The sequence below is a fragment of the Mycobacterium sp. NPDC003449 genome, assembly GCF_053588415.1.
In genome coordinates, this window is sequence record NZ_JBSFPX010000001.1 from 80,035 (window position 1) to 99,572 (window position 19,538).

Annotated in this window: 17 protein-coding genes; all 17 read right to left on the reverse strand. The window is 66.5% G+C overall.

Annotation, left to right across the window (positions count from 1 at the left end):
- Positions 1-5: 5 nt before the first annotated feature.
- Positions 6-1,616, reverse strand: a complete 1,611-nt coding sequence (locus tag ACWDTP_RS00425) for a thiamine pyrophosphate-binding protein (protein WP_450015442.1) — start codon at positions 1,614-1,616, stop codon at positions 6-8.
- Between the two features lie 32 nt (positions 1,617-1,648).
- Complete coding sequence (locus tag ACWDTP_RS00430) at positions 1,649-3,031, reverse strand: dihydroorotase (RefSeq protein ID WP_450015444.1); 1,383 nt, start codon at positions 3,029-3,031, stop codon at positions 1,649-1,651.
- Positions 3,032-3,058: 27 nt separating this feature from the next.
- A complete protein-coding gene (tcuA, locus tag ACWDTP_RS00435) occupies positions 3,059-4,561 on the reverse strand; it encodes an FAD-dependent tricarballylate dehydrogenase TcuA (protein WP_450015446.1) in 1,503 nt (500 codons plus the stop codon).
- Positions 4,562-4,678: 117 nt separating this feature from the next.
- Positions 4,679-5,656: a hypothetical protein gene (locus tag ACWDTP_RS00440; protein WP_450015448.1), complete on the reverse strand. Its 978-nt coding sequence runs from the start codon at positions 5,654-5,656 to the stop codon at positions 4,679-4,681.
- On the reverse strand, positions 5,653-6,126 hold the full coding sequence (locus ACWDTP_RS00445; RefSeq protein ID WP_450015450.1) for a (2Fe-2S)-binding protein: 474 nt from the start codon (positions 6,124-6,126) through the stop codon (positions 5,653-5,655). Before ACWDTP_RS00445 ends, ACWDTP_RS00440 begins: the two co-directional genes overlap by 4 nt.
- Positions 6,123-8,393, reverse strand: coding sequence for a xanthine dehydrogenase family protein molybdopterin-binding subunit (locus ACWDTP_RS00450; protein WP_450015452.1), 2,271 nt, complete (start codon positions 8,391-8,393; stop codon positions 6,123-6,125). Before ACWDTP_RS00450 ends, ACWDTP_RS00445 begins: the two co-directional genes overlap by 4 nt.
- Positions 8,390-9,256 carry an FAD binding domain-containing protein gene (locus ACWDTP_RS00455; protein WP_450015454.1) on the reverse strand — a complete coding sequence of 289 codons (867 nt, stop codon included), beginning with the start codon at positions 9,254-9,256 and terminating at the stop codon, positions 8,390-8,392. Before ACWDTP_RS00455 ends, ACWDTP_RS00450 begins: the two co-directional genes overlap by 4 nt.
- Positions 9,257-10,357, reverse strand: coding sequence for an NAD-dependent epimerase/dehydratase family protein (locus ACWDTP_RS00460; protein ID WP_450015456.1), 1,101 nt, complete (start codon positions 10,355-10,357; stop codon positions 9,257-9,259).
- Positions 10,358-10,374: 17 nt separating this feature from the next.
- On the reverse strand, positions 10,375-11,982 hold the full coding sequence (locus ACWDTP_RS00465; RefSeq protein ID WP_450015458.1) for an AMP-binding protein: 1,608 nt from the start codon (positions 11,980-11,982) through the stop codon (positions 10,375-10,377).
- Entirely contained in the window at positions 11,979-12,491 is a 513-nt protein-coding gene (locus tag ACWDTP_RS00470; protein ID WP_450015460.1) for a PaaI family thioesterase, read from the reverse strand. The genes ACWDTP_RS00465 and ACWDTP_RS00470 overlap by 4 nt, the downstream gene beginning before the upstream one ends.
- Positions 12,488-12,970, reverse strand: a complete 483-nt coding sequence (locus ACWDTP_RS00475; protein WP_450015462.1) for a CoxG family protein — start codon at positions 12,968-12,970, stop codon at positions 12,488-12,490. The genes ACWDTP_RS00470 and ACWDTP_RS00475 overlap by 4 nt, the downstream gene beginning before the upstream one ends.
- A 47-nt stretch (positions 12,971-13,017) precedes the next feature.
- Positions 13,018-14,076, reverse strand: a complete 1,059-nt coding sequence (locus tag ACWDTP_RS00480; protein WP_450015464.1) for an ABC transporter substrate-binding protein — start codon at positions 14,074-14,076, stop codon at positions 13,018-13,020.
- 23 nt (positions 14,077-14,099) lie between these two features.
- Positions 14,100-14,951, reverse strand: coding sequence for an ABC transporter permease (locus tag ACWDTP_RS00485; RefSeq protein ID WP_450015466.1), 852 nt, complete (start codon positions 14,949-14,951; stop codon positions 14,100-14,102).
- Positions 14,948-15,799, reverse strand: a complete 852-nt coding sequence (locus tag ACWDTP_RS00490) for an ABC transporter ATP-binding protein (RefSeq protein WP_450015468.1) — start codon at positions 15,797-15,799, stop codon at positions 14,948-14,950. The genes ACWDTP_RS00485 and ACWDTP_RS00490 overlap by 4 nt, the downstream gene beginning before the upstream one ends.
- A gap of 1 nt (position 15,800) precedes the next feature.
- Positions 15,801-16,517: an ABC transporter permease gene (locus ACWDTP_RS00495; RefSeq protein ID WP_450015470.1), complete on the reverse strand. Its 717-nt coding sequence runs from the start codon at positions 16,515-16,517 to the stop codon at positions 15,801-15,803.
- 354 nt (positions 16,518-16,871) lie between these two features.
- Positions 16,872-18,614, reverse strand: a complete 1,743-nt coding sequence (locus tag ACWDTP_RS00500) for a thiamine pyrophosphate-binding protein (protein WP_450015472.1) — start codon at positions 18,612-18,614, stop codon at positions 16,872-16,874.
- On the reverse strand, positions 18,611-19,435 hold the full coding sequence (locus tag ACWDTP_RS00505; protein ID WP_450015474.1) for an NAD(P)-dependent oxidoreductase: 825 nt from the start codon (positions 19,433-19,435) through the stop codon (positions 18,611-18,613). Before ACWDTP_RS00505 ends, ACWDTP_RS00500 begins: the two co-directional genes overlap by 4 nt.
- Positions 19,436-19,538 lie beyond the last annotated feature (103 nt).

Below are 19,538 nucleotides of genomic sequence, written 5' to 3' on the forward strand. Positions count from 1 at the left end.
CGCTCCTAGAACTGGGACTGATACTGTGCCGGGTCGATTCGGGCCTCCACGACGAGCGGGCGGGTCAGCGAGTCCACGTCGGACAGCACCTTTTCCAACTCGGAGACCGATTCCGCGCGAGCGCCGTCACAGTCCATCGACGCGGCGAGGCCCACCAGGTCGACGTCTTCGATCCTGGTAGCGGTGCTCGGGTAGCTCTGCGCCATCTGCTTGAGCTCGATCCGGTTCAGGCTGCCGTCGGCGAACACCACGAACACCATGCCGAGCCCGCGGGACGCGGCCAGCCGGATCTCGGTGGCGGCCATGGCGAAACCTCCGTCGCCGATCAACGCCACCACCGGTTGCGACGGCGCCACGATCTTGGCCGCGATGGCGGCCGGAATCCCGAAGCCCATCGATGACAACCCGTTGGTCATCAGCAGCTGGCGGGGACCATGGGTGCGCCAGCCCTGACCGACCAGCAGCTTGTGCGAACCGACGTCGGTGGTCGCCAGCGTATCGGCAGGCATAGCGGCGCGGACCACGTCGACCACGTCGGTGGGATTGAGTCTGCCGATGACTCGGCCCTCGTAGTAGGCGTCGCGCAGCGTGCTCCGATGCGTCTCCAGTTCGTCCGCAGCCCACCGGGGTTGGCCGCGCCACTGCTCGGTGAGCCAGTCCAGGATGGCCGGGATGTCACCGAGGCACTCGACCTCGCTGGCGTAGATCTGATCGCTGTTGGCCAGGGAATCGATGTGCAGCACCGGGGTGTCGATCTGCCACGGTTTGATCAGCTCCACGGCGTCGAACCCGGCCGCGACAATCAGGTCGGCTTCGGCCAGCAGCTGCCACAGAACCTGGTTGCAGGCCATGTCGAGGACCCCGGCGAACAGCGAATGGTCCTCCGGGAATACTCCTTTGGCCATCGGCGACACCACAACGGGAACCGAGACCGCCTCGGCGAAGCGCACCAGGGCGTCGGTGGCCCCCGCCCGTGTCGCACTGATCCCGGTGAGCACCACCGGCCGCCGCGCCCGCGCCAGCAGCTCGGCCGGGTCCGGGGCATCGGCGGCCTTGACCACCGACAGCGTCGACACCGCGGCCCTGGTCGGGGGCGGTGAGAAGCTCAGGTCGGTGGCCGGTTCGCGGCTCAGGTCGCCGGCGATCGTCAGATGCACGGCGCCCGGCCGTTCTGCCTGCGCCAGGCTCAGCGCCTTGCGCATCGTGGTGCCGACCGAACGGGGTTCGATCCGCCCGGCCCACTTGGTGATCGGCGAGTACAGCAGCTTGTGGTCGACGACCTGGTGGGTGAAGAACTGCTCGCGAGCCGTCTCAATCTGCCCCGAGAGCGCGATCATCGGCACCCGGTCGGTGTTGGCCGCCGCGACCCCGTTGACCATGGCGGTCGATCCGGGCCCCAGCGTCGACAGACACACCCCGGGCCTGCCGGTCTGCATCGCGACACCTTCGGCCATGAAGGCGGCGGTACCTTCCCGACGGGCCAGGACCACATCGATGCCGCGAACCCGTGAGCTCTCCATCAGTTCGATGATGGGATCGCCGGGATAGGCGAAAATGTGACGAATCCCCGAGCACGCCAACGCATCCGCGACAACGTGCGCGGTCGTTTTCGACATCGATGTGACCTTTCGGTTGTACCTCGCCAGTGTCAGATGCTGGGCCGCAGCAATTTCCCGGATCCGGCCGCGGCATCCACGTTGCCGCCCTGCATGATCACCCGGCCACGCAGGATCGTCATATCCGGGCGGCCTTTGGTGTTGAAGTCCTCGCTGGGCATCCACCCGCACATGTAGTGGCTGTGCTCGGCCCGCAAAACCTCTTCGTGGTCCATGTCGAGCACCACCAGGTCGGCATCAGCCCCGGGCAGGATCGCGCCCTTCTGACCGTAGTAGCCGGTCAACCGCGCGGGCGCGTGTGCGCACAGTTCGACCACCCGTTCCAAGGTCAGCCGGCCCTTGTGCACCTCGGTAAGCAACAGCCGCAGGTACTGCTCGATCATCGGACTGCCGCCCGGCGCGGTGTACATATCGGTCCAGCCGACCTCTTTCTCCTCCCTGGTATGGGGTCCGTGGTCACTGCCGATCACGTCGATCGTGCCGTCGACGACCGCGTCCCACATCGACGGATTGTCGTCCTCGGGCACCCAGAAGCCCAGTGCGTACGGCCCCTTCTTCTCGATATTCGCCCAGTCGTTCGTGACGAACAGTGCGAACGGGTTCGCCTCGGCGGTGACGTCGCGGCCCTCGGCCTTGGCCTCTGCCACCATCTTGACTCCGTTGCGGGTCGACAGGTGCAGCACATGGAGTTTGGTGCCCACCGAGCGCTGGAACTCCAGGATGGTGGCGATGGCGGTGTTGAGCACCACGCCGTTGCCACCGCGCAGCGCCCTGGCGTAGGACCGGAAGTCCATCCCCCATTCCTCCTGAGAACGCGCGACGAACAGCTCGTAGAGGTCGTGGTCGTGGGGATGGATGTAGAGCGGCAGCCCGGTGTCGGCGACCTCCTCGAATACCCGGTAAAGGGCGCCGTGGTTGGTCAGCGAGGTGCCCGGCGGGTGCGGGTAGTCCCGACCGATGTCCTTCATCATCCACACCTTGAAGGCGGTGGCGCCGGCCTCGGCGAGCTCCTTGATGTTCTCCGGGACCACACCGGAGGCGTTGTGGCCGAAGTCCACGACCGCTTTGGACTGCGCGTTCTCCAGGTGGGCCTTGAGCCGATCGGCCGTCGTGGTGGGCGGGTCGACGTTGGGCATGTCGAACACCGTCGTGACGCCGCCCGCCGCGGCGGCGATCGTCCCGTGGTAGTAGTCCTCTTTGTGGGTGTAACCGGGATCCCGGAAATGACAGTGGGTGTCGATGAGGCCAGGGATCACCGGCTTGTCGCCGGCATCGATCGTCTTCTTGGCCGCGGCATCCTCCTCGGGCGCGAGGATGCCCACGATCTTCTCGCCCCGCACGGCTACCTGACCGGAAACCCGCCCGGCCGGGGTGATGATCGTCGACGACTTGACGATGAGGTCGTATTCCGTCATGACAGCGCTCTCCTTTGGGGGTAAGGGTTAATTCTGCTCGATCAGCTGGGCGTCGACGTGCGCTCCGGCGCGTTCACCGGCTATCCGGCCGAACACCGAGCCGTTGGTGAGGCCGGTGCCACCCGGGTAGTTGAAGTAGAAGATCCCGCCCACCAGCTCGCCGCACGCGTAGAGGCCTTTGATCGGGCGGTCCTCGGTGTCGAGCACCTCGGCGTGCTCGGTGATGTGCAGGCCGCCGAAGGTGAACGTCACACCGCAGGTGATGGCGTAGGCCTCGAACGGCGGGGAGTCCAGCGGATTGGCCCAGTTGGTCTTGTCCAGGGGCAGCCCCACGGTCCGGCGTCCGTCGCGTTCGTTCGGGTTGAACGGGACCTCGGTGCGGACCGCGGCGTTGAACTCCTCGACGGTCTTGACGAACTGGTCGGCATCGACGCCGTCGAGCTTGCGCGCCAGGGCCGGAATCGAATCGGCCGTCACCTTGGTCACCTGCCGGATCCGGTACTCGTCGCGTAGCAGGTGCGTCACCTTCTGGTCGAAGATCTGCCAGGCGAACTGTTGGGGCTGGGCGAGGATCCGGTGACCGTACTTGGCGTAGGTGTAGTTGCGGAAGTCGGCGCCCTCGTCGACGAAACGGCATCCATCGGCGTTGACCATGATGCCGAAGGGGTAGCTGTGCTTCTGGAACCCGTCACCAACGGCCAGATCACCGTACGGCGGCGCGTTGAGTTCCCAGCCGACGGCGTGAGCCCCCGACCAGTGCCCCCACGGCATCGCGCCGATGTCGATGGCCATCCGGATGCCGTCGCCCATGTTGAACCGCGAGCCGCGCACCTTGGCCAGGTCCCATCCCGGCCCCAGGTAGCGGGTACGCCATTCGGGGTTGGCCTCGAATCCGCCGGATGCCAGGATGACCGCCCCGGCGTCGACGGTGCGGAGCTCACCGTCGACGCGGATCTGCACCCCCGAAACCCCGGCGTCATCGGTCTTCAACGCCAATGCCCGCGCCTCATAAGCGATGTCGATGCCCTCGCGGGTAGCGGCATCGATCAGCGAGTCGACCAGTCCCGGCCCACCACCCCAGGTCTCCAGGGTCAGTCCGCCCCAGAACTTGAACTTGCCGTCGACCTTGAAGGCCTGCCTGCCGTAGATCGGGGCAAACCGAACCCCCTTGCTGCGCATCCACTTCAGGGTTTCGAAGGACTTCTTGACGATGATGTCGGTCAAATCGGGATCGGTCCGGTACTCGGTGACCCGGCACATGTCGTTGTAGAAGTCGTCCTGAGTGTAGGCACCGAAGTCGGTCGAGGCCAGATCATCCTCGCTGAGCTCCGGGCAAAGCTCGAGGACGTCCTCAACGCCGTTGTAGGCGAACCGCATTGCCCCAGCGGTGAAGGCGGTGTTGCCGCCGCGCTCGTTCTCGGGTGCGCGTTCCAGGACCAGCACACCTGCCCCGTGTTCACGCGCGGCCAGCGCGGCGCACAGTGCGGCGTTGCCGGCTCCGACGACGACGACGTCATATCGGTCTTGCATCAAGACTCCTCAGTGCTCGAGCAGTGCGCCCGTCATTCCAGTACACAACTGCATACAGTAGAACGCTAACGGATACTATTGTCAATGCCGCGATGGGAATTCAGCGGCGGCTAAAGGTCATATGTAGGCGGGCGCGGCGCTGACGACCGAGGGGTCGAACAGATCTGCGGCGCCGAGCGGACGTCCGATCACGCCCTGGCTGTGCGCATATTCCAGGAAGGTGGTCAGCGTGTGGATGTTCTGCTGGTCCAGCCCGTAATGCCATGGGTCAGGACCGAGCAGCGCACGCTCCTCTTCCTGCAGCGTACGTAGCCAGGCCAGACTGACCGTACGGGGATTGGTCAACCTCCGCATCGCCAGTTGCTTTGCCTCTTCGAACATCTCGCACAGCGTTCGGGGCAACCACGGGTAGGTCTCGATGAGTTCGGCCCGCACCGCCACCACATGCATGATCGGGAAAATGCCGGTCCGACGGAAGTACTCCTGCTCGGCCGCTTTGGGATCGAGGAAGAGCCGCCGCATGCTGCCGTCGTCAGCCAGGATCTGGTGCGGAATCTCGGGATAGACCAGTCCCCCGAGTTCGCCGGCCGCACACATGTCGGTGACCCGCTGTCCGTCGGTGACCTGCGAAAGGCGCAGGTCCGGCGGAAGGCTCAGCGGTACATCCTCACCGTCCTGGGCGACCCAGTCGACGGCGGACAGCGCCAGCCCGTGATACTCGGCGAGGATGCCCCTGAGCCAGATCCCGGCGGTGGTCTGCCAACTTCGCACCCCGACCGCCTGACCGGCCAGGTCGGCGGCGGTCTCGGCGCTCGAGGTGCCCGGCACGAACACATACCCATGGCGGAATCTGCGATGCGGGAACACCGGGATGCCGATCAGGTCGGTGTCGCCCCGGCCGAGGCGGGCGCTGTGCGAGCCCAGCGACAACTCGGCCACATCGAACTCACGATGTTTGAGCATCCGCCAGTGCCGCTGTGGCGACGGCGTCGTGACACCGATGACATCGAGCCCCGTCGCCGTCACCGCTCCGTCCAGTATCGGTCTGGTGATGTCGTAATCGCCTACGGCGACCGTGATCTGCAGCCGACTCATCGTGTCTCCTCCGAACTCACCAATGAGGCAATCGCCTCAAGAACCTGTGGATAGCTGCCGCAGCGGCAGATGTTTCCGCCGAGCTGCTCGCGCAGCTCCTCTGATGTGATGTCAGGGTGGGCGTCGATCAGCGCGGCGACCGTGAGCGCCATCGGCGGAATGCAGTAGGAGCACTGGAATGCCCGGCTGGCCACGAACGATTCGTACACGTCGCGGCGGCGACCGTTCTCGGTCAGCACCGCCTCGGCCGTGTGCACCTGGCATCCGGCCGCCATCTGGGTCAGCTGCAGACAGGAACTGACCACCTTGCCTTCGAGCATCACCGTGCACGTCCCGCACACACCGATGCCGCAGCTGTATCGAACGCTGGTGGTGCCGAGGCGCTCCCGCAAGGTGTCGAGCAACAACTCGTCCTCGGGCACCTCGACGTCGACCGGCTCGTCGTTGAGGCCGAACTTCACGTGAATCATCGCTGCTCCTCCTGATCGCGGCGATCGCCGTCCGCGGCGGCGATGGCACGCAGCACCCGTTCGGCGGTCAGCGGCAGTTCGCGCACCCGGGCACCGATTGCGGCGTAGACGGCGTTGCCGATGGCGGGACCCATCGGGGGCACGGTGTTCTCGCCGACGCCGTGCGGGGTCGCGTCCGGGTGGCCATCGGTCAGCAACGTGCTGGTGATCGAAACGGGCGCATCCAGAATCGACGGCAGCTGGTAGTCGGAGAAGTTTCCATTGGTGAGTTCGCCTCCGTCATAAACGATCTCCTCCATCAAGGCCTGCCCCATACCGAAGATCATCCCGCCCTCGGTCTGCTTGCGGATCCGGGCGAGGTCGATGGCCCGGCCGGCGAACGAGCAGCCGTGGGCACGCACCACCCGGACCCGGCCGGTGAGGGTGTCGACGGCGACCTCCACGGCGACCGCACCCTGGTGCCAGCTGACCGTGTGCAGCCCTTGCGATGTCTCGGGGTCGAGTACCCCGTACCCCTCCGGGGTGGTGTATGACCCGAAGCCGACGAGTTCGGCCTCGGCGCACTTGAGCATGATCTCCCGGTAGGTCATGGGCGGCCCGCCGTCGCCGTCGATGGCACCGTCCTCGTGGGTGAACGGGCCCGAAATGCCGGTTAATTCGCGGTACTCGTCCTCGATGAGCGTCCGAAGCCTCCTGGCGCCGTCCTCGATGGCCAGCCCCATCGCCAGCGTGGTGCGGCTGGAGCTGGTCACGGTGTCGAACGGGGTGTGGTCGGTGTCGACGACGGTGATCGCGATGGCCTCCGGCGCGACGCCCAGTACCCGCGCCGCCATCTCGGTCAGCGTGTAGTGGGCGCCCTGGCCCATCTCGATCGAGCTGCTGCGGATCACCAGCTCGCCCTCGGCATTGAGCACCACTTTGGCCTCCGACCGCGAGGGCGTGCGGGTGCTCTTGATGACCAACGCCATTCCCCGGCCGTGGACGATCCCGTCCCGCGGCGCCGGCAGTGCCCCGTACCAGTCCACCGCGGTCGCGGCCGCGTCGATCATGTCCTCGTACTTCATCTCGTGCATGTGCTCGCCGGTGGCGAACTGGTCACCGTCGCGCAGGACGTTGCGCCTGCGCAACTCGTAGGGGTCCATCCCGATCTGGGCGGCCAGCTCGTCGAGTTCGGACTCCCCGGCCCAGCACACCTGTCCGGTCATCGCACCGCGGAACGGCCCGGTGGGCACGGTGTTGGTGTAGCGGCCCGCGGCGCGCAGCAACACGTTCGGGATGTGGTAGGGCCCGGGGGAACGAATCATCCCGTTGCGGATCGCTCTCGGCGTGGTCAGCGCGTAGGCGCCCGCGTTGTAGACGATATCGATGATGCGCGCGACGAACCTGCCCTCGGCGTCCACTCCGGTGGTCACCGTGACCGTCGATGCGTGCCTGGCCGCGGTGGCGAACACCTCGTCCCGGGACAGCACCATCTGCGTTGGGCGCCCGACCACCCGCGCGGCCAGCGCGACCATGGCCTCGAGCCGGACATCGAGTTTGGCCCCGAACCCCCCGCCGATATTGTCGGCCCGGATCCGCACCTGGTCGGGTTCGAGCCCGAAGATCCGGGCGAGCCGGTTACGCACGACGTATGGGGCCTGGGTGCCGGTCCACACCTCCAGCCCGTCGCCCAGCCATTGGGCGCCGGCGACGTGGGGCTCCATCGCGGCATGGCTGGCCGACGGGGTGTGATAGGTCTGGGTATGGACATGCGCGGCGGTCGACATGGCCGCCTGCGCGTCTCCGAGCACCAGCTTCCAGGACCCGCAGTCGTTTCCGGGCCAATCCTCGTGCAGCTGGGGCGCATCGGGCAGGCCCGCGGCATCCTGATCGACGACATAGGGCAACTCGTCGATCTCGAGGTCGACGTCACGGACCGCGCGTTCGGCCAGCGCGCGGGTTTCGGCGACGACCAGCGCGACAGGTTCGCCGGCATAGCGAACCCGCTCCACCGCCAGCACCGGCTGGTCCTGTCGGCTCTCACCGTGATACATCGCGGCACCGAGCAGATCGTGCGCATCGGCACCGGTGATGACCGCCAGCACACCCGGTGTACCCAAGGCGAATTCGGGGTCGAGTTCGGTGATGACGCCGTGCGCGACGGGGCTACGGACGGCACAGACGTACACCGCGTCCTCGATGCGCCGGTCTACCGCGAAGGGGAACCGCCCGCTGATGCGGTCACCGGCATCGTCGCAGACGTGACGCTCGATCGGGACGCTGCTCATCTCGTCACCCCCACCCCGATCGTGGCCAGTGCGCGGGTCACCTGTGCCCGTACCACCTGCCTGCGGTACCAGGCCGACCCGCGGATGTCGTCGACCGGGTCGACGCTGTCGGCGTAGGCGTCGGCCACGGCTGCCACCGTCGCGGCATCCGGACAGGTGCCGAGCAGGGGCGCGGTGATATCGGGAAACCATTGGGGGCGCCCGGATACGGCTCCGACGACGATCCGAAGTCCGGCCAGGGTGTCACCGTCGAACCCGGCCGACGCCGCGACACCCACGCAGGGCCGGTCCTCGGCGGACCGGCTGGAGAATTTCAGGTAAGCGGAGTGGGTGTCCACGCGTGGGCGCGGAACACTCACCCCGATCACGACCTCGTCGTCCTCCAGTTCGGTGGTGAAGAAGTCGGTGATGAAGTCGGCTACCGCGATATCACGGACCCGGTCACCATTGCTCAGCCGGACGCTGGCGTCCAGGCTTACCATCGTCGCCGGAGGATCGGAGGCGTAGTCGGCCTCCGCCATCAAACCGCCGACGGTGGCACAGTTACGGATCCGGATGTTGCCGACGACGTCCGCGGCATGTGCCACGCTGGGCAGCAGCCGCAGCACCGACGGGTCGGCGGCCAGCTGGGCCAACGTGACTCCGCCGCCGATGCGGACGTGGGTGTCGTTCACGGTCACCCGGTCCCAGTCTGGTAGGTCGGTGACGTGGCGCAGGCTGATGAGTGTCTCCGGATTGACCATCCGCATCTTGACCAGCAGCACCAGCGCGGTCCCGCCGGCGAGGTATTTGGCGTCTCCCTCGGCGCCGCGCATGATGTCGACCGCTTCCCGGAGGGTGGCCGGCGACACGATCTGCACCATCTAGTGTTCTCCCGCAGGGACTTTCGCGGCTTGCTTGGGATGATCGTAGGAGTGAACCAGCCGGACGCCGGCGAACGGAAGCTCGGCGCACCGGGTGGTGAACGCCTGCAGTTCCTCGATGAACCGGTCCTCGGCCGGGTAATCGAACGGGTCGCCGATGCGCGCCTCCTCATCGCTTCCCACGACGAGCGGATGCTCACGGTAGTAGGCGACGGTACGGGCGATCGCCTCCTCGAAGTCGACGAGGTCGGTGTAGCCGAGTTCGGCACGGATCCGCGAGCTGTCGAGCAGTTTGTGGTGCGTCGGCGGAGGACCGTCCAGCCCCATGTACTCGAGGTTGCGTCCACCACCCCAGAAGTGGGCCGGCCGGCCGGCTTCCCGCGGGTAGTTGATCAGCTGCACCTCCGCGCCCATCGCCGCGGCGATGGCCAGTGCCCGTTCCCCGTCGGTCGGGGTCACCGCATCCGCGACGTGATAGATGCGGCCCGCCGAGACCTCGGGGTGGTCGACGGTGAGCAGCACGGCCTGCGCCGCGTTTTCGACATACGCCCGGCCCTCCAGCGTGAGGCCGCCGTCCAGCACCGGAATCGTCCTGCGCCCGTCGAGGATACGGCGGATGACACTCCACTCCCGCGGGGCGAGCTGACGTGGGCCGTACAGGTTCGGATAGCGCAGATGGGTGAGGTTGAAGGTGCCGTCGTGGTGACGCACGAAGATCGCGTCCTCGGTCTGCTGCACCCGCGACACCAACTTGTGCGAGATCTCACGGGTCGCGGTTTCGTCGGCCGGACGCGACCACTGCTGGCGGCGGTACACGGTTCCGCCGATGGTGATCAGTCGTTCGGTATGACCGGCCAGGATCTCCACCAGCAGCCGCAGGCGTCCGTAGGAGGCGATCACCAGGTCGAATCGGCGCCCGCCGAGGACATCTCGTACCGGATCCTCGAAGTGCGGATCGGCGTGTAGGTGTTCATAGCCGGCGAGGAACTCGACTTCATGGGTGCCGCGGTGCAGGATGACGGGTCGGTATCCCCGCGCCACCAGGCCCTCGATGATGAACGGTCCGGTGGGGCCGGTACCGCCGATGATCAATGCTTCCATTGCCTGTCCTTGTTCTGTCAGTACGCCGGGGATACGTCGGCGTTGCGGTCGCGATGCTGGGCCTGCCCGTCCCATGCGGTGTCCAGTGGCTCTTCGGCGATGACCGAACGCTGGACCCGATGGGTTGCGGCGGTTCGCGGAAGTTCCTGGTAACGGCGGAAATACCGGGGTACCGCGAAGGCAGGCAGCCGGCTTCGCAGATAGTCGGCGATATCGGAGAAATCGATATCGCGGCCGTCGGCAAAAACCACGGCGGCGAGGATCTCCTGCTCGCCGACCAGACTGTCGACACCGCCGGCCACGACACCGAGCACCGAACATTCGGCCACCGCCGGATGGGCGCCGAGCTGCTCTTCGACCTCGGCCGGCGAGACGTTCTCCCCGCGGACCCGAATACGTTCGGACACCCGGCTGGCGAACATGTACATTCCGTCGTCGCGCCGCCACATCAGATCGCCAGTGTGCAGCCACAGGTTGCGCCAGCGCTGGGCGGTTTCGGCGGGCATCTTGTAGTAGCCGGTCATGGTGCTCCAGGAGTCGTTCGGCCGCAGCACCAACTCACCGATCTGGCCGTCGGCCACCGGCAGGTCCCGGTCGTCGACCAGACGGGCCTCGAAATCCGGCCGCAGGAACCCGCATCCGGTCGCCTCGGCCGGTCCCACCAGGACCCCACCGGCTTCGGTGAGGCCGTAGCTCATCGACAGCTCGTGGATGCCGTACCGGTCGCGGAACTCGTCGAGTCGCGGATTGGTGGTACCCAGTGCGATATGACGCACCGGGTGATCACGGTCGTCGTCCGACGGCGGTTGGGCCAGCAGGTAGGAAACCATCACCCCGACCAGCGGAACGAAGGTGATCCGGTGGGTCCGGCAGGACTGCCAGAACCCCGATGCGGAGAAGCGGCGCTGCAGGACCGCGGTACCTCCGACGATCAACGTGTTGTACAGCCCGCGGCACTGGCCGATCACGTGGTAGATGGGCAGCACGACCAGGGTTCGGTCGTCGTGGGTGGGCGTACCCGGGCCCCCCGGCCACATCCGGACGTAGGTCTGGGCCTGGCTCACCACGACGCCCTTGGGGGTGCCGGTGGTGCCCGATGTGTAGAGGATGCCGAGGGTGTCACCCGGTTCGACCGGCGCCGACGCGACCGGCGGATGAGCCAGCAGTGCGTCGAACATCACGGTGTGCCAGGGCAATTCGTCATCGATCAGCCCGTCGCCGCACACCACGACGGTCCGCAGCGCGGACAGTTCGGCGGCCAGTTCACGCAGGCCCGGCAGGTATTCGTGGTCGATCACCAGCACCGTGGCTTCGCAGTGGTTGAGCACGTAGGCGATCTGTGCGGGCTTGAGCGCAGTGTTCAACGGGACTTCCACTGCGTTGAGACACGAGACCCCGAACCAGCTCAGGACGTGTTCGATGCTGTTGCCCAACATCAGCGCAACCGTGTCGCCGGCCCCGACACCGAGGGCCGCCAGCCCGGCGGATACCCGCCGCGACTGGACGTCGAGGGCCCGGTACGTGTGCACGCCGCCCTCGGCCTCCACGGCCGGCTTGTCGGGCCACAACCGTGCTCCGCGCGCCAGCACCGCGGGGACGGTGCGCTCGGTAAACGGTGTGCTCACCGGCCGCCTCCTTCGGTCGGTGGCGCCAGCACCAGTTGGGTCGCGGTGAAGCGGGCGAAATGGCGGCGTTCCTCCCCGGGGGTATCGGCCTCGCCGAACACGTTCACCTCGTAGACCTGCACCCGGCGGCCTGCCCGCACCGGTACGGCGCAGGCCACCAGCAGGTCGCCTTCGGGGGCGGCGCGCAACAGGTTCGCGCTGAGGTCCAGGGTGGTGAACCCGCGGTGTTCGATCGCCGAGTAGCTGGCCCAGCCCGCGGCGGCGTCGGCGAGCGCGACGATCGCGCCGGCCTGGACTATGCCCCGTTGATTGAGGTGGCCCCGGCGGACCCGCATCCGCGCCTCAGCGCGGGCACGCCCGATCCGGACCAGTTCGATGCCCAACCCGGACAAGAGGCAGTCCGCCGGGATCTCGTCGCCGAATTCGGCGGGCACGTCCCGCATCTCACCGGGCGCGAGGCCTTCGGTGAACTCGTACAGGTCGACGGTGTCGTTGCGCGGTCGGGTCAACTCGCACCGGACCCGTTGACCGCCGCGGCCTTGAGTTCCCGCGACACGTTGCCGAAGAAGTCGTCCAGGATGCGGTCGGCTTTCTTGTGGATCACGCCGCTACCCATTCCGGCCACCTTGCCGGTGACCTGATAGCTGCCCGTCACGGTGATCTCGGTGCCCTCGCCGCGATCGGAGAGAGCGAGTACCGCATCGACTTTGATCTTCGAGTCGACGGCGCGATCGCGTCCCGACGCCGATACCGCCACGCGCCTGCCCGTGTCCTCGACGGTGACCACGATGGCCAGGTCCGCACGCAACTTGAACGGGCCGACCTTGTCCTGCAGTACCGCTCGATATCGCTCGAGATGACGGATCTCTTCGACCGAGTGCACGATCCCGACCCATCCGGCCAGGATCTCGACATCCGTCAGGACCTCCCACGTCCGCTCCCGATCAGCCTGTACTTCGACTGAGCGCGAAAACTCCTCCAGCGCCATTGCATTCAACCTTCCTCTGGTCGTCGATCGAAATTCGATCGTCGTTGTCACGCCGGCTCGACCGGCACCCCCAGCTTCCGTAGGAAACCCATCTGGTCGAGCTTGTCGATGAACTGACCGTCGTAGGCCTGCGTCGCGTCGACGTAGGCGATGGCTGGATCGAAGTCGGCCAGCACCTCCTTGGCCACGTTGTAACCCGGGACGTAGGCACGCAGATCACGTTGCGGCAGTTTGGCGTCCAGGTAGTCCTGCCACAGCTCCAACGACTCGTCGTCGCTGATTCCCGCCCACTCGGCGTAGTGATGGGCGACCGTCTCGGTATCGGTGAACTCGGTCTGCACCGCCTCGATGGTGGCCGCGACGATGATCAGGGCCAGGTTCGGGTACTTCTCGGTGAAGTCGCGGCGCATCTGAATGTTCGACCCCGGTACCTGGACCGGCGCGGTGCGCAGATCCACCAGCGGTGTGATACCGGACTTCTCCAGTTTCCCGCGCAGCCCGGCATCGGCGGGTGTCGCGGCAACCGTTCCAGCCTGCAGGGCCGACACCCGCGCGCCCTGTGAACCGATCTGGGTGATGTGGAACTCGTCGGGTTCCAGTCCCAGCTGGCGCATTCCGACGAAGGCCTCGGTGTTCGACTGGCCACCCAACTGGCTGATCGCCACCTTCTTTCCGCGTAGCTGATCCGGGCCGATGATGCCTTTCCCGCCATACACCACGTCCGGCAGCCGGTTGATGGTGACGCCGACGTCGACGAGGGGACGCGAGGTTCCCAGTGAGATGATCGAGGCGGTCGCGTTGTTGGTGGCCGCGTCGAGTTGGCCGGACAGCATCGCCTGTGTCGTGGGCTGAACGCCGTTGAGCAGCTTGCCGGTGGCCTTGATGCCGTATTTGTCGAAGATGCCCTCGTCGATCGCCAACTGCAGGGCGAACTGGTGGGGATCGTCGGACGAGATGCCGATGGTGATCGATGTCTTCTCCGGACCCGGTAGGCCATTGCGTGCCGGGCCGGGGATGTCGGCGGCCGCCGACGTGCAGGCCGACGTGGCCAACAGCACCGCGACCGCGGTGGCAATGCCGCGGAGGCCGAAACTCGTTGTCTTCATGGACTTCCTCGGTTTGCGCACGGTCACTCAGGGCGCCAGTTGGAGAGCCGGTTCTCGATCGCCCTGATCACCGCGCTGTAGGCGACGCCGACCAGCCCGAGCAACGCCAGCAACGCGAACAGCAGGCCGGTCTGCAACGTCGCGCCCGCGACCTGCAGACGGAATCCGACACCCGCTTCGGCGGCGGTGAATTCCGCCACCACCATGCCGACCAGGGCCCGGCCACCGGCCAGCCGCAGCCCGGTGAGAATGAACGGCACGGCGCCGGGCAGTACCACCGAACGCAGGATCATCGCCCGGCTCGCGCCGTACACCTGGGCCACGCTCAGGAACTGGTTGGGTGTGGCCCGCACGCCGACCAGAGTGTTGATCGCGATCGGGAACACGGCGAACAGGAACACGATCAATGCCTTGGCCGCGAGACCGATCCCGACGATGTTGATCAGCAGCGGAGCCAGCGCCACGATCGGCAGGGCGTAGAGAATCGTCAACCATGGGTCGACGGCGAAGTACACCCATTTGTTCCAGCCGCAGACGACGCCGACCGGCACCCCGATGAGGATCGCGGCCCCGAGTCCGATCCCGATCTCGGTGGCGCTGACCCAGACGTCGGGGAGCACATTGTTCTGTCGCATGGAGGTGCCGAACGCACCGACGATATCGGTGGGTTGGCTGAACAGCAGACTGTCGATCACCCCGAAGCGGGCCAGCAATTCCCATCCGATGAGGACCAGCAGCACCCCGAGAACGCCGTACAGCGGCCGTTTCCACTCAAGGCCGGCCAGGCGGCCCGTCCGTGGGCCCGCGGCGTCGGGGCGCGGCACCGCGGCATCGCCTGGGGCGGCTTCGACGGCTGTGTTGGTCTGAACGCTCACGCCGGATCCGTCAGCTTCATGCTCTTGCGCACCTCGTTCTCCAGCAGGCGCCAGATCTCCTTCTGCAGCCCGATGAACTCCGGGGATTCTTTGATGTCGAGCCCGCGAGGCCTCGGCAGGTCGATCCTGGTGTCGAGGATGATGCGTCCCGGACGCGCACTCATGACGATGACCCGGTCGGAGAGATAAATGGCCTCGTCGATCTGGTGGGTCACGAACAGCACGGTCTTGCGGGTTTCGGACCAGATGCGCAGCAGTTCCGCCTGCATGATCTCGCGGGTCTGGGCGTCGAGGGCGGCGAAGGGCTCGTCCATCAGCAGGATCTCGGGATCGACGGCCAGTGCCCTGGCCAGGTTGACCCGTTGTTGCATGCCGCCGGACAGCTCGTAGGGGTAGTGCTTCTCGAAGCCCTTCAGCCCGACCTTGGCCAGCAGCGGCTGCACCTGGGCCCGTGCCTTCTTCGCCGAGACGCCGCGGCACTCCATCCCGTAGGTCAGGTTGCGCACCACCGTGTACCAGGGAAACAGCGAGGCATCCTGGAAGACCATCGCCCTGCGGTCCGACGCGTCCTCGATCGGCTGTCCGTTGAGTTCGATGGTTCCGGTGGTGGGCGCGGCCAATCCGGCGACCGTCTTGAGGAAGGTCGACTTACCGCATCCGCTCGGCCCCACGATGCTGACGAATTCGTTGGGCTCGACCACCAGATCGAAGTCGCGCAGCGCCGTGACGGTTTCACCGGTGCGTTTGCGGACGTAGGTCACCGAGAGGTCGTCGGCGCTCAGACCGCTCCGTCGGACGTCGACTGCGGCGGCTCCGGTGGACCCGGCTCGGGTCTGGGGAACGGTCATATCAGCGAACTCCTCCCATATCGTTTCGCCACGAGCTCAGTAGCCGCTCGACGTAGCGCAGGCCCTCTGTCATCACAATTGCGATGACCAAGAAGAATATGGTGATGAACAGGACCTGGGCGGTCTGAAGCGTGTTGCTGGCCAATGAGATATCGCGGCCGAGCCCGGTTCCGCCCGCGAACAGTTCGCCGATGATCACGCCGATGATGGCCCTCGCGACGCCGAGCCTCAGCCCGACGATCATGAACGGGATACTGCTCGGGATCACGATGCCGGTGAACACCCTGCGCCGGCTCGCACCGAAGTTCTCCGCGACGTCGAGGAGTTTGCGGTCGACGACCCTGGCGCCGTTGGAGGTGTTGAGGGTGATCTCGAAGACGGCGCCGAGGAAGATGACCGCGATGATCGCGGTCTGCCCGATACCGAAGGCGATCAGCAGCAGTGGGGTCAACGCGATACGCGGTAGGGCGTAGAAGAAGCTCAGCCAGGGGCCGACGAAGTAGCTGAAGTTCCGGAACCACCCCACGCAGATTCCCAGCGGGACACCGACCACTGCGGCCAGGCCGAACCCGATGAGGAACTCCACCGCACTGCGCCGCGCGGCCGTCCAGAAGGTGCCCTCGCCAAACTGCTCGACGGCCACCCGGCCCACGGCCGCCGGTGAGCTGAATACCAGCTGACTGAGCAGGCCGGCGGCCGACAACAGTTGCCAGAGCACGAGCACAACCAGGATGGACGCTGCCCCAATCACAAAGCGGGAGCTGCTAATCCACATCCGGCTCGCCCGGGTTCGTTCGGCGGTGCCTGCGGTGCTGACCAACGCGTGTGCCTCCTTCAATCGCTAGGCATTTGAGTGATCCAGCTCATGCGGCCATGTAATGTATGCAAGCACATTCACCGGTATACGGCAAGATTTTGGCCACAATTCATGCCGTTCGTAGTGTCGCCGATCCGCCTGCGGATCGGTGTCGAACGACGGATTCGCCCCGCGGCCGCGCCATCGACGGCCTGCGGCGTCACCGTCCGCGGAAACGTCGATGACCCGACCCGGCGGGGCTCGTGGCCTGCGCGCTCAGCTCGGTTGGGTGACGATGTCCACGAGGGCCGGCCTGCCCTCGTGCGCGGCCTGTGCGGCGCGTCTGATGGCATCGGAGATTTTCTCCGGATCATCGATCGGCCCCTCGGCCCACCAACCCTGAGCGCGCGCCACCGACGCGAAATCCGTCGCGGGAGTATCGATCTCCATGCCGATATAGGCGTTCTCCACCGGCCGGTCTCGAGCCAGGGCGATGTGCTCCTGGTGCGCCCAGTCGTTGTAGTAGGCGTGGTTGTTGACCATGATGACGAGTAGCGGGATCCGGTGGTACGCCGCGACCCACAGCGCTCCGAGATCGAACATCAGATCTCCGTCGGGCTGCAGATCAACGACTAGCCGCCCACTCCCCTTGTGCGCCAATGCTACTCCCAGCGAGATCCCGATCTGGGTCGCGGTGCCCAGGCTGTCGCCGGGATGCCGGTAGGGCTGGTCGAAGTCCCAGATCTTTGGCGCCCAGCCCCTCGACGTCCCGGCGGTGAGCACCCAGTCGTAGTCGCGGACGACCTCCCACACCTCCTGGGCGAGCCGCGCGGTGGACACCGGGGAATCCGACGCCGCCGCCAGGGCCTGGTCCTGCCAGGACCGCCAACGGGCCTGGTGGGCGTCGGCCAGCTCGGTGCGCCGGCGGTCCCGCTGCTCACCGCGCGGGTCGTCGGTCCCGATCAGCTCGCGGCACCGCGCCAGCAGCTGCGGAAGCGCCGAGACCGTATCGGCCGTGACATCCAGTTCGAAGGGCAGCAACCGGCCGAAATCGTGGGACCAGCCGTGGATACCGACGTGGTTGAACCCCAAGGCCATCAGCCGGGCGTCGTCGGCGAGATGACAGGTGGCCGAGCGGGTCGCCGAATCGACCGAGGTGATGGCCGATTCCACATCCTTGCAGTCGAGGAACAACACGACGTCAGCACCGGAGGGCACATCGGTGCCGGTGACGTTCAGCCGATGCCGGTTCGGCATGCTCAGCCGCGCCCCGGTGTCGACCACCCCCGCCGCGAGGAGTTCCGCCAGCTCGGGCAGCAGGGTGAAGGCCCGGGCATCACGCCCGACGAATCCGGCGATGATGACCGGGCGTTCGGCCGCCACCAAGGACCTGGCCAGGGTGTCGAGGGATTCGGGGTCGGCGCCCAACGGCGTGGGAGTGGCGTGCCTGGACACCTTCGCCGCCTCGCGGCCCGTAGTCAATTTCCGCTCTTGGATCTCCGCGTCGAGCGAAATGTACACGGGCCCTTGGGGACCGCTTCTGGCGACGTTCCACGCGCGAATCAGCGACTCCGGCACCGCTTCGACCGATCGGGGCTCATCGTCGAACTTCACATAATCACGCACGGCGTTACCCTGCACGTTTGCACTGTGGTACCAGTCGATCGAAGGGCGCCGCCGCGCGGTGTCGGCGGGTCCCGACCCGCCGAGGAGCAACATCGGAACCCGGTCGTGGAAGGCGTAATACACGTCCATCGTTCCGTGCAGCAGTCCGACCAGGTCGTGCAGTACGACGGCCATCGGCTCGCCGGTCACCTTCGCATAGCCATGGGCTACGCCGACGGCGATCTTCTCGTGCGGACAGCAGATCATCGCCGGTCCCCCACCGTCCCAGTTGACCAGCGAGTCGTGCAGCCCCCGGAACGAGGCACCGGGATTGAGGCTGATGTACGGCACGCCGAAGCTCCGCAGGACCCCGACCATCACGTCCGATCCGTACTCGGGCTCCACGGTGGTCACCGGATGAGATCCGGGCTGATCCCCGCCGCCTGCATCAGCGGCTTGACCTTCTCTCGAAGCAGCCCGGCCAGCGGGACGCTGACACCCACCTGGTCGGCCATCTCCAGCACGATCAGCATGTCCTTGTGCGCCCACGGGATGCGGTGCATGTCCTTCCATTTCTGCAACGGCCAGTTGGTGCCGCTGGAGAGCAGCAGGGCCGGGATGAGCACCTCGGTTTTGACGGCATGTCGTTCAGCCAGGTCAAGCGCCTCATGGTCGGCGGTCAGTGCGGCCCACAGCAGCATGTTGTTGATCGCCTTCCCCACCATTCCGGCGCCGATGTCGCCGAGCAGGAAGATATCGGTGCCGCAGGTCTCCAGGACGGGCCGCACCCGCTGCAACACGTCCTCGGCACCCCCGACCATCCACAACAGGTACGCCTCCTCGGCGCCGCGCTCGCCTTGGCAGACCGGCGCATCCAGGAATTCGACACCACGCAGCCGACATTGGGCGCCAAGGGTCTTCGCCTCGGCGGGAGTGATGGTGCTCGCCACGACGATCACATCGCCCTGATCGGCACCGGCGAGCAGGCCGTCCTCGCCCAGGATCGCCTCGGCGACCTCGTCGTAGAAACCGGGCATGACGATGACGACGTCACTGGCGGCGGCGACCTCGCGCGCCGAGCCCGCGGCGACCGCTCCCACCTTTTGCGCCGCGGTCAGGGCTTCGGGGACAGGGTCGTAGACCGTGACCTGGAAGCCTCCGTTGACGATGTGGCCACACATCGGCCGTCCCATCCTCCCGGCCCCGATGAACCCGACCCGTAACTTCGGCGACATTAGCCCTCCTCCATTCTGCGCAACATACGACGCATCAAATTGTATTGGCTTGTATGCAGTTGTATGTACTTGTTGGCGGCCGAATGGGGATTGACTGCCGCAC

Coding starts and splice junctions, on each gene's coding strand:
- ACWDTP_RS00425 (WP_450015442.1), bottom strand. CDS start 1,616: ATGTCGAAAACGACCGCGCACGTTGTCGCGGATGCGTTGGCGTGCTCG.
- ACWDTP_RS00430 (WP_450015444.1), bottom strand. CDS start 3,031: ATGACGGAATACGACCTCATCGTCAAGTCGTCGACGATCATCACCCCG.
- tcuA (WP_450015446.1), bottom strand. CDS start 4,561: ATGCAAGACCGATATGACGTCGTCGTCGTCGGAGCCGGCAACGCCGCA.
- ACWDTP_RS00440 (WP_450015448.1), bottom strand. CDS start 5,656: ATGAGTCGGCTGCAGATCACGGTCGCCGTAGGCGATTACGACATCACC.
- ACWDTP_RS00445 (WP_450015450.1), bottom strand. CDS start 6,126: ATGATTCACGTGAAGTTCGGCCTCAACGACGAGCCGGTCGACGTCGAG.
- ACWDTP_RS00450 (WP_450015452.1), bottom strand. CDS start 8,393: ATGAGCAGCGTCCCGATCGAGCGTCACGTCTGCGACGATGCCGGTGAC.
- ACWDTP_RS00455 (WP_450015454.1), bottom strand. CDS start 9,256: ATGGTGCAGATCGTGTCGCCGGCCACCCTCCGGGAAGCGGTCGACATC.
- ACWDTP_RS00460 (WP_450015456.1), bottom strand. CDS start 10,357: ATGGAAGCATTGATCATCGGCGGTACCGGCCCCACCGGACCGTTCATC.
- ACWDTP_RS00475 (WP_450015462.1), bottom strand. CDS start 12,970: ATGGCGCTGGAGGAGTTTTCGCGCTCAGTCGAAGTACAGGCTGATCGG.
- ACWDTP_RS00480 (WP_450015464.1), bottom strand. CDS start 14,076: ATGAAGACAACGAGTTTCGGCCTCCGCGGCATTGCCACCGCGGTCGCG.
- ACWDTP_RS00490 (WP_450015468.1), bottom strand. CDS start 15,799: ATGACCGTTCCCCAGACCCGAGCCGGGTCCACCGGAGCCGCCGCAGTC.
- ACWDTP_RS00505 (WP_450015474.1), bottom strand. CDS start 19,435: ATGTCGCCGAAGTTACGGGTCGGGTTCATCGGGGCCGGGAGGATGGGA.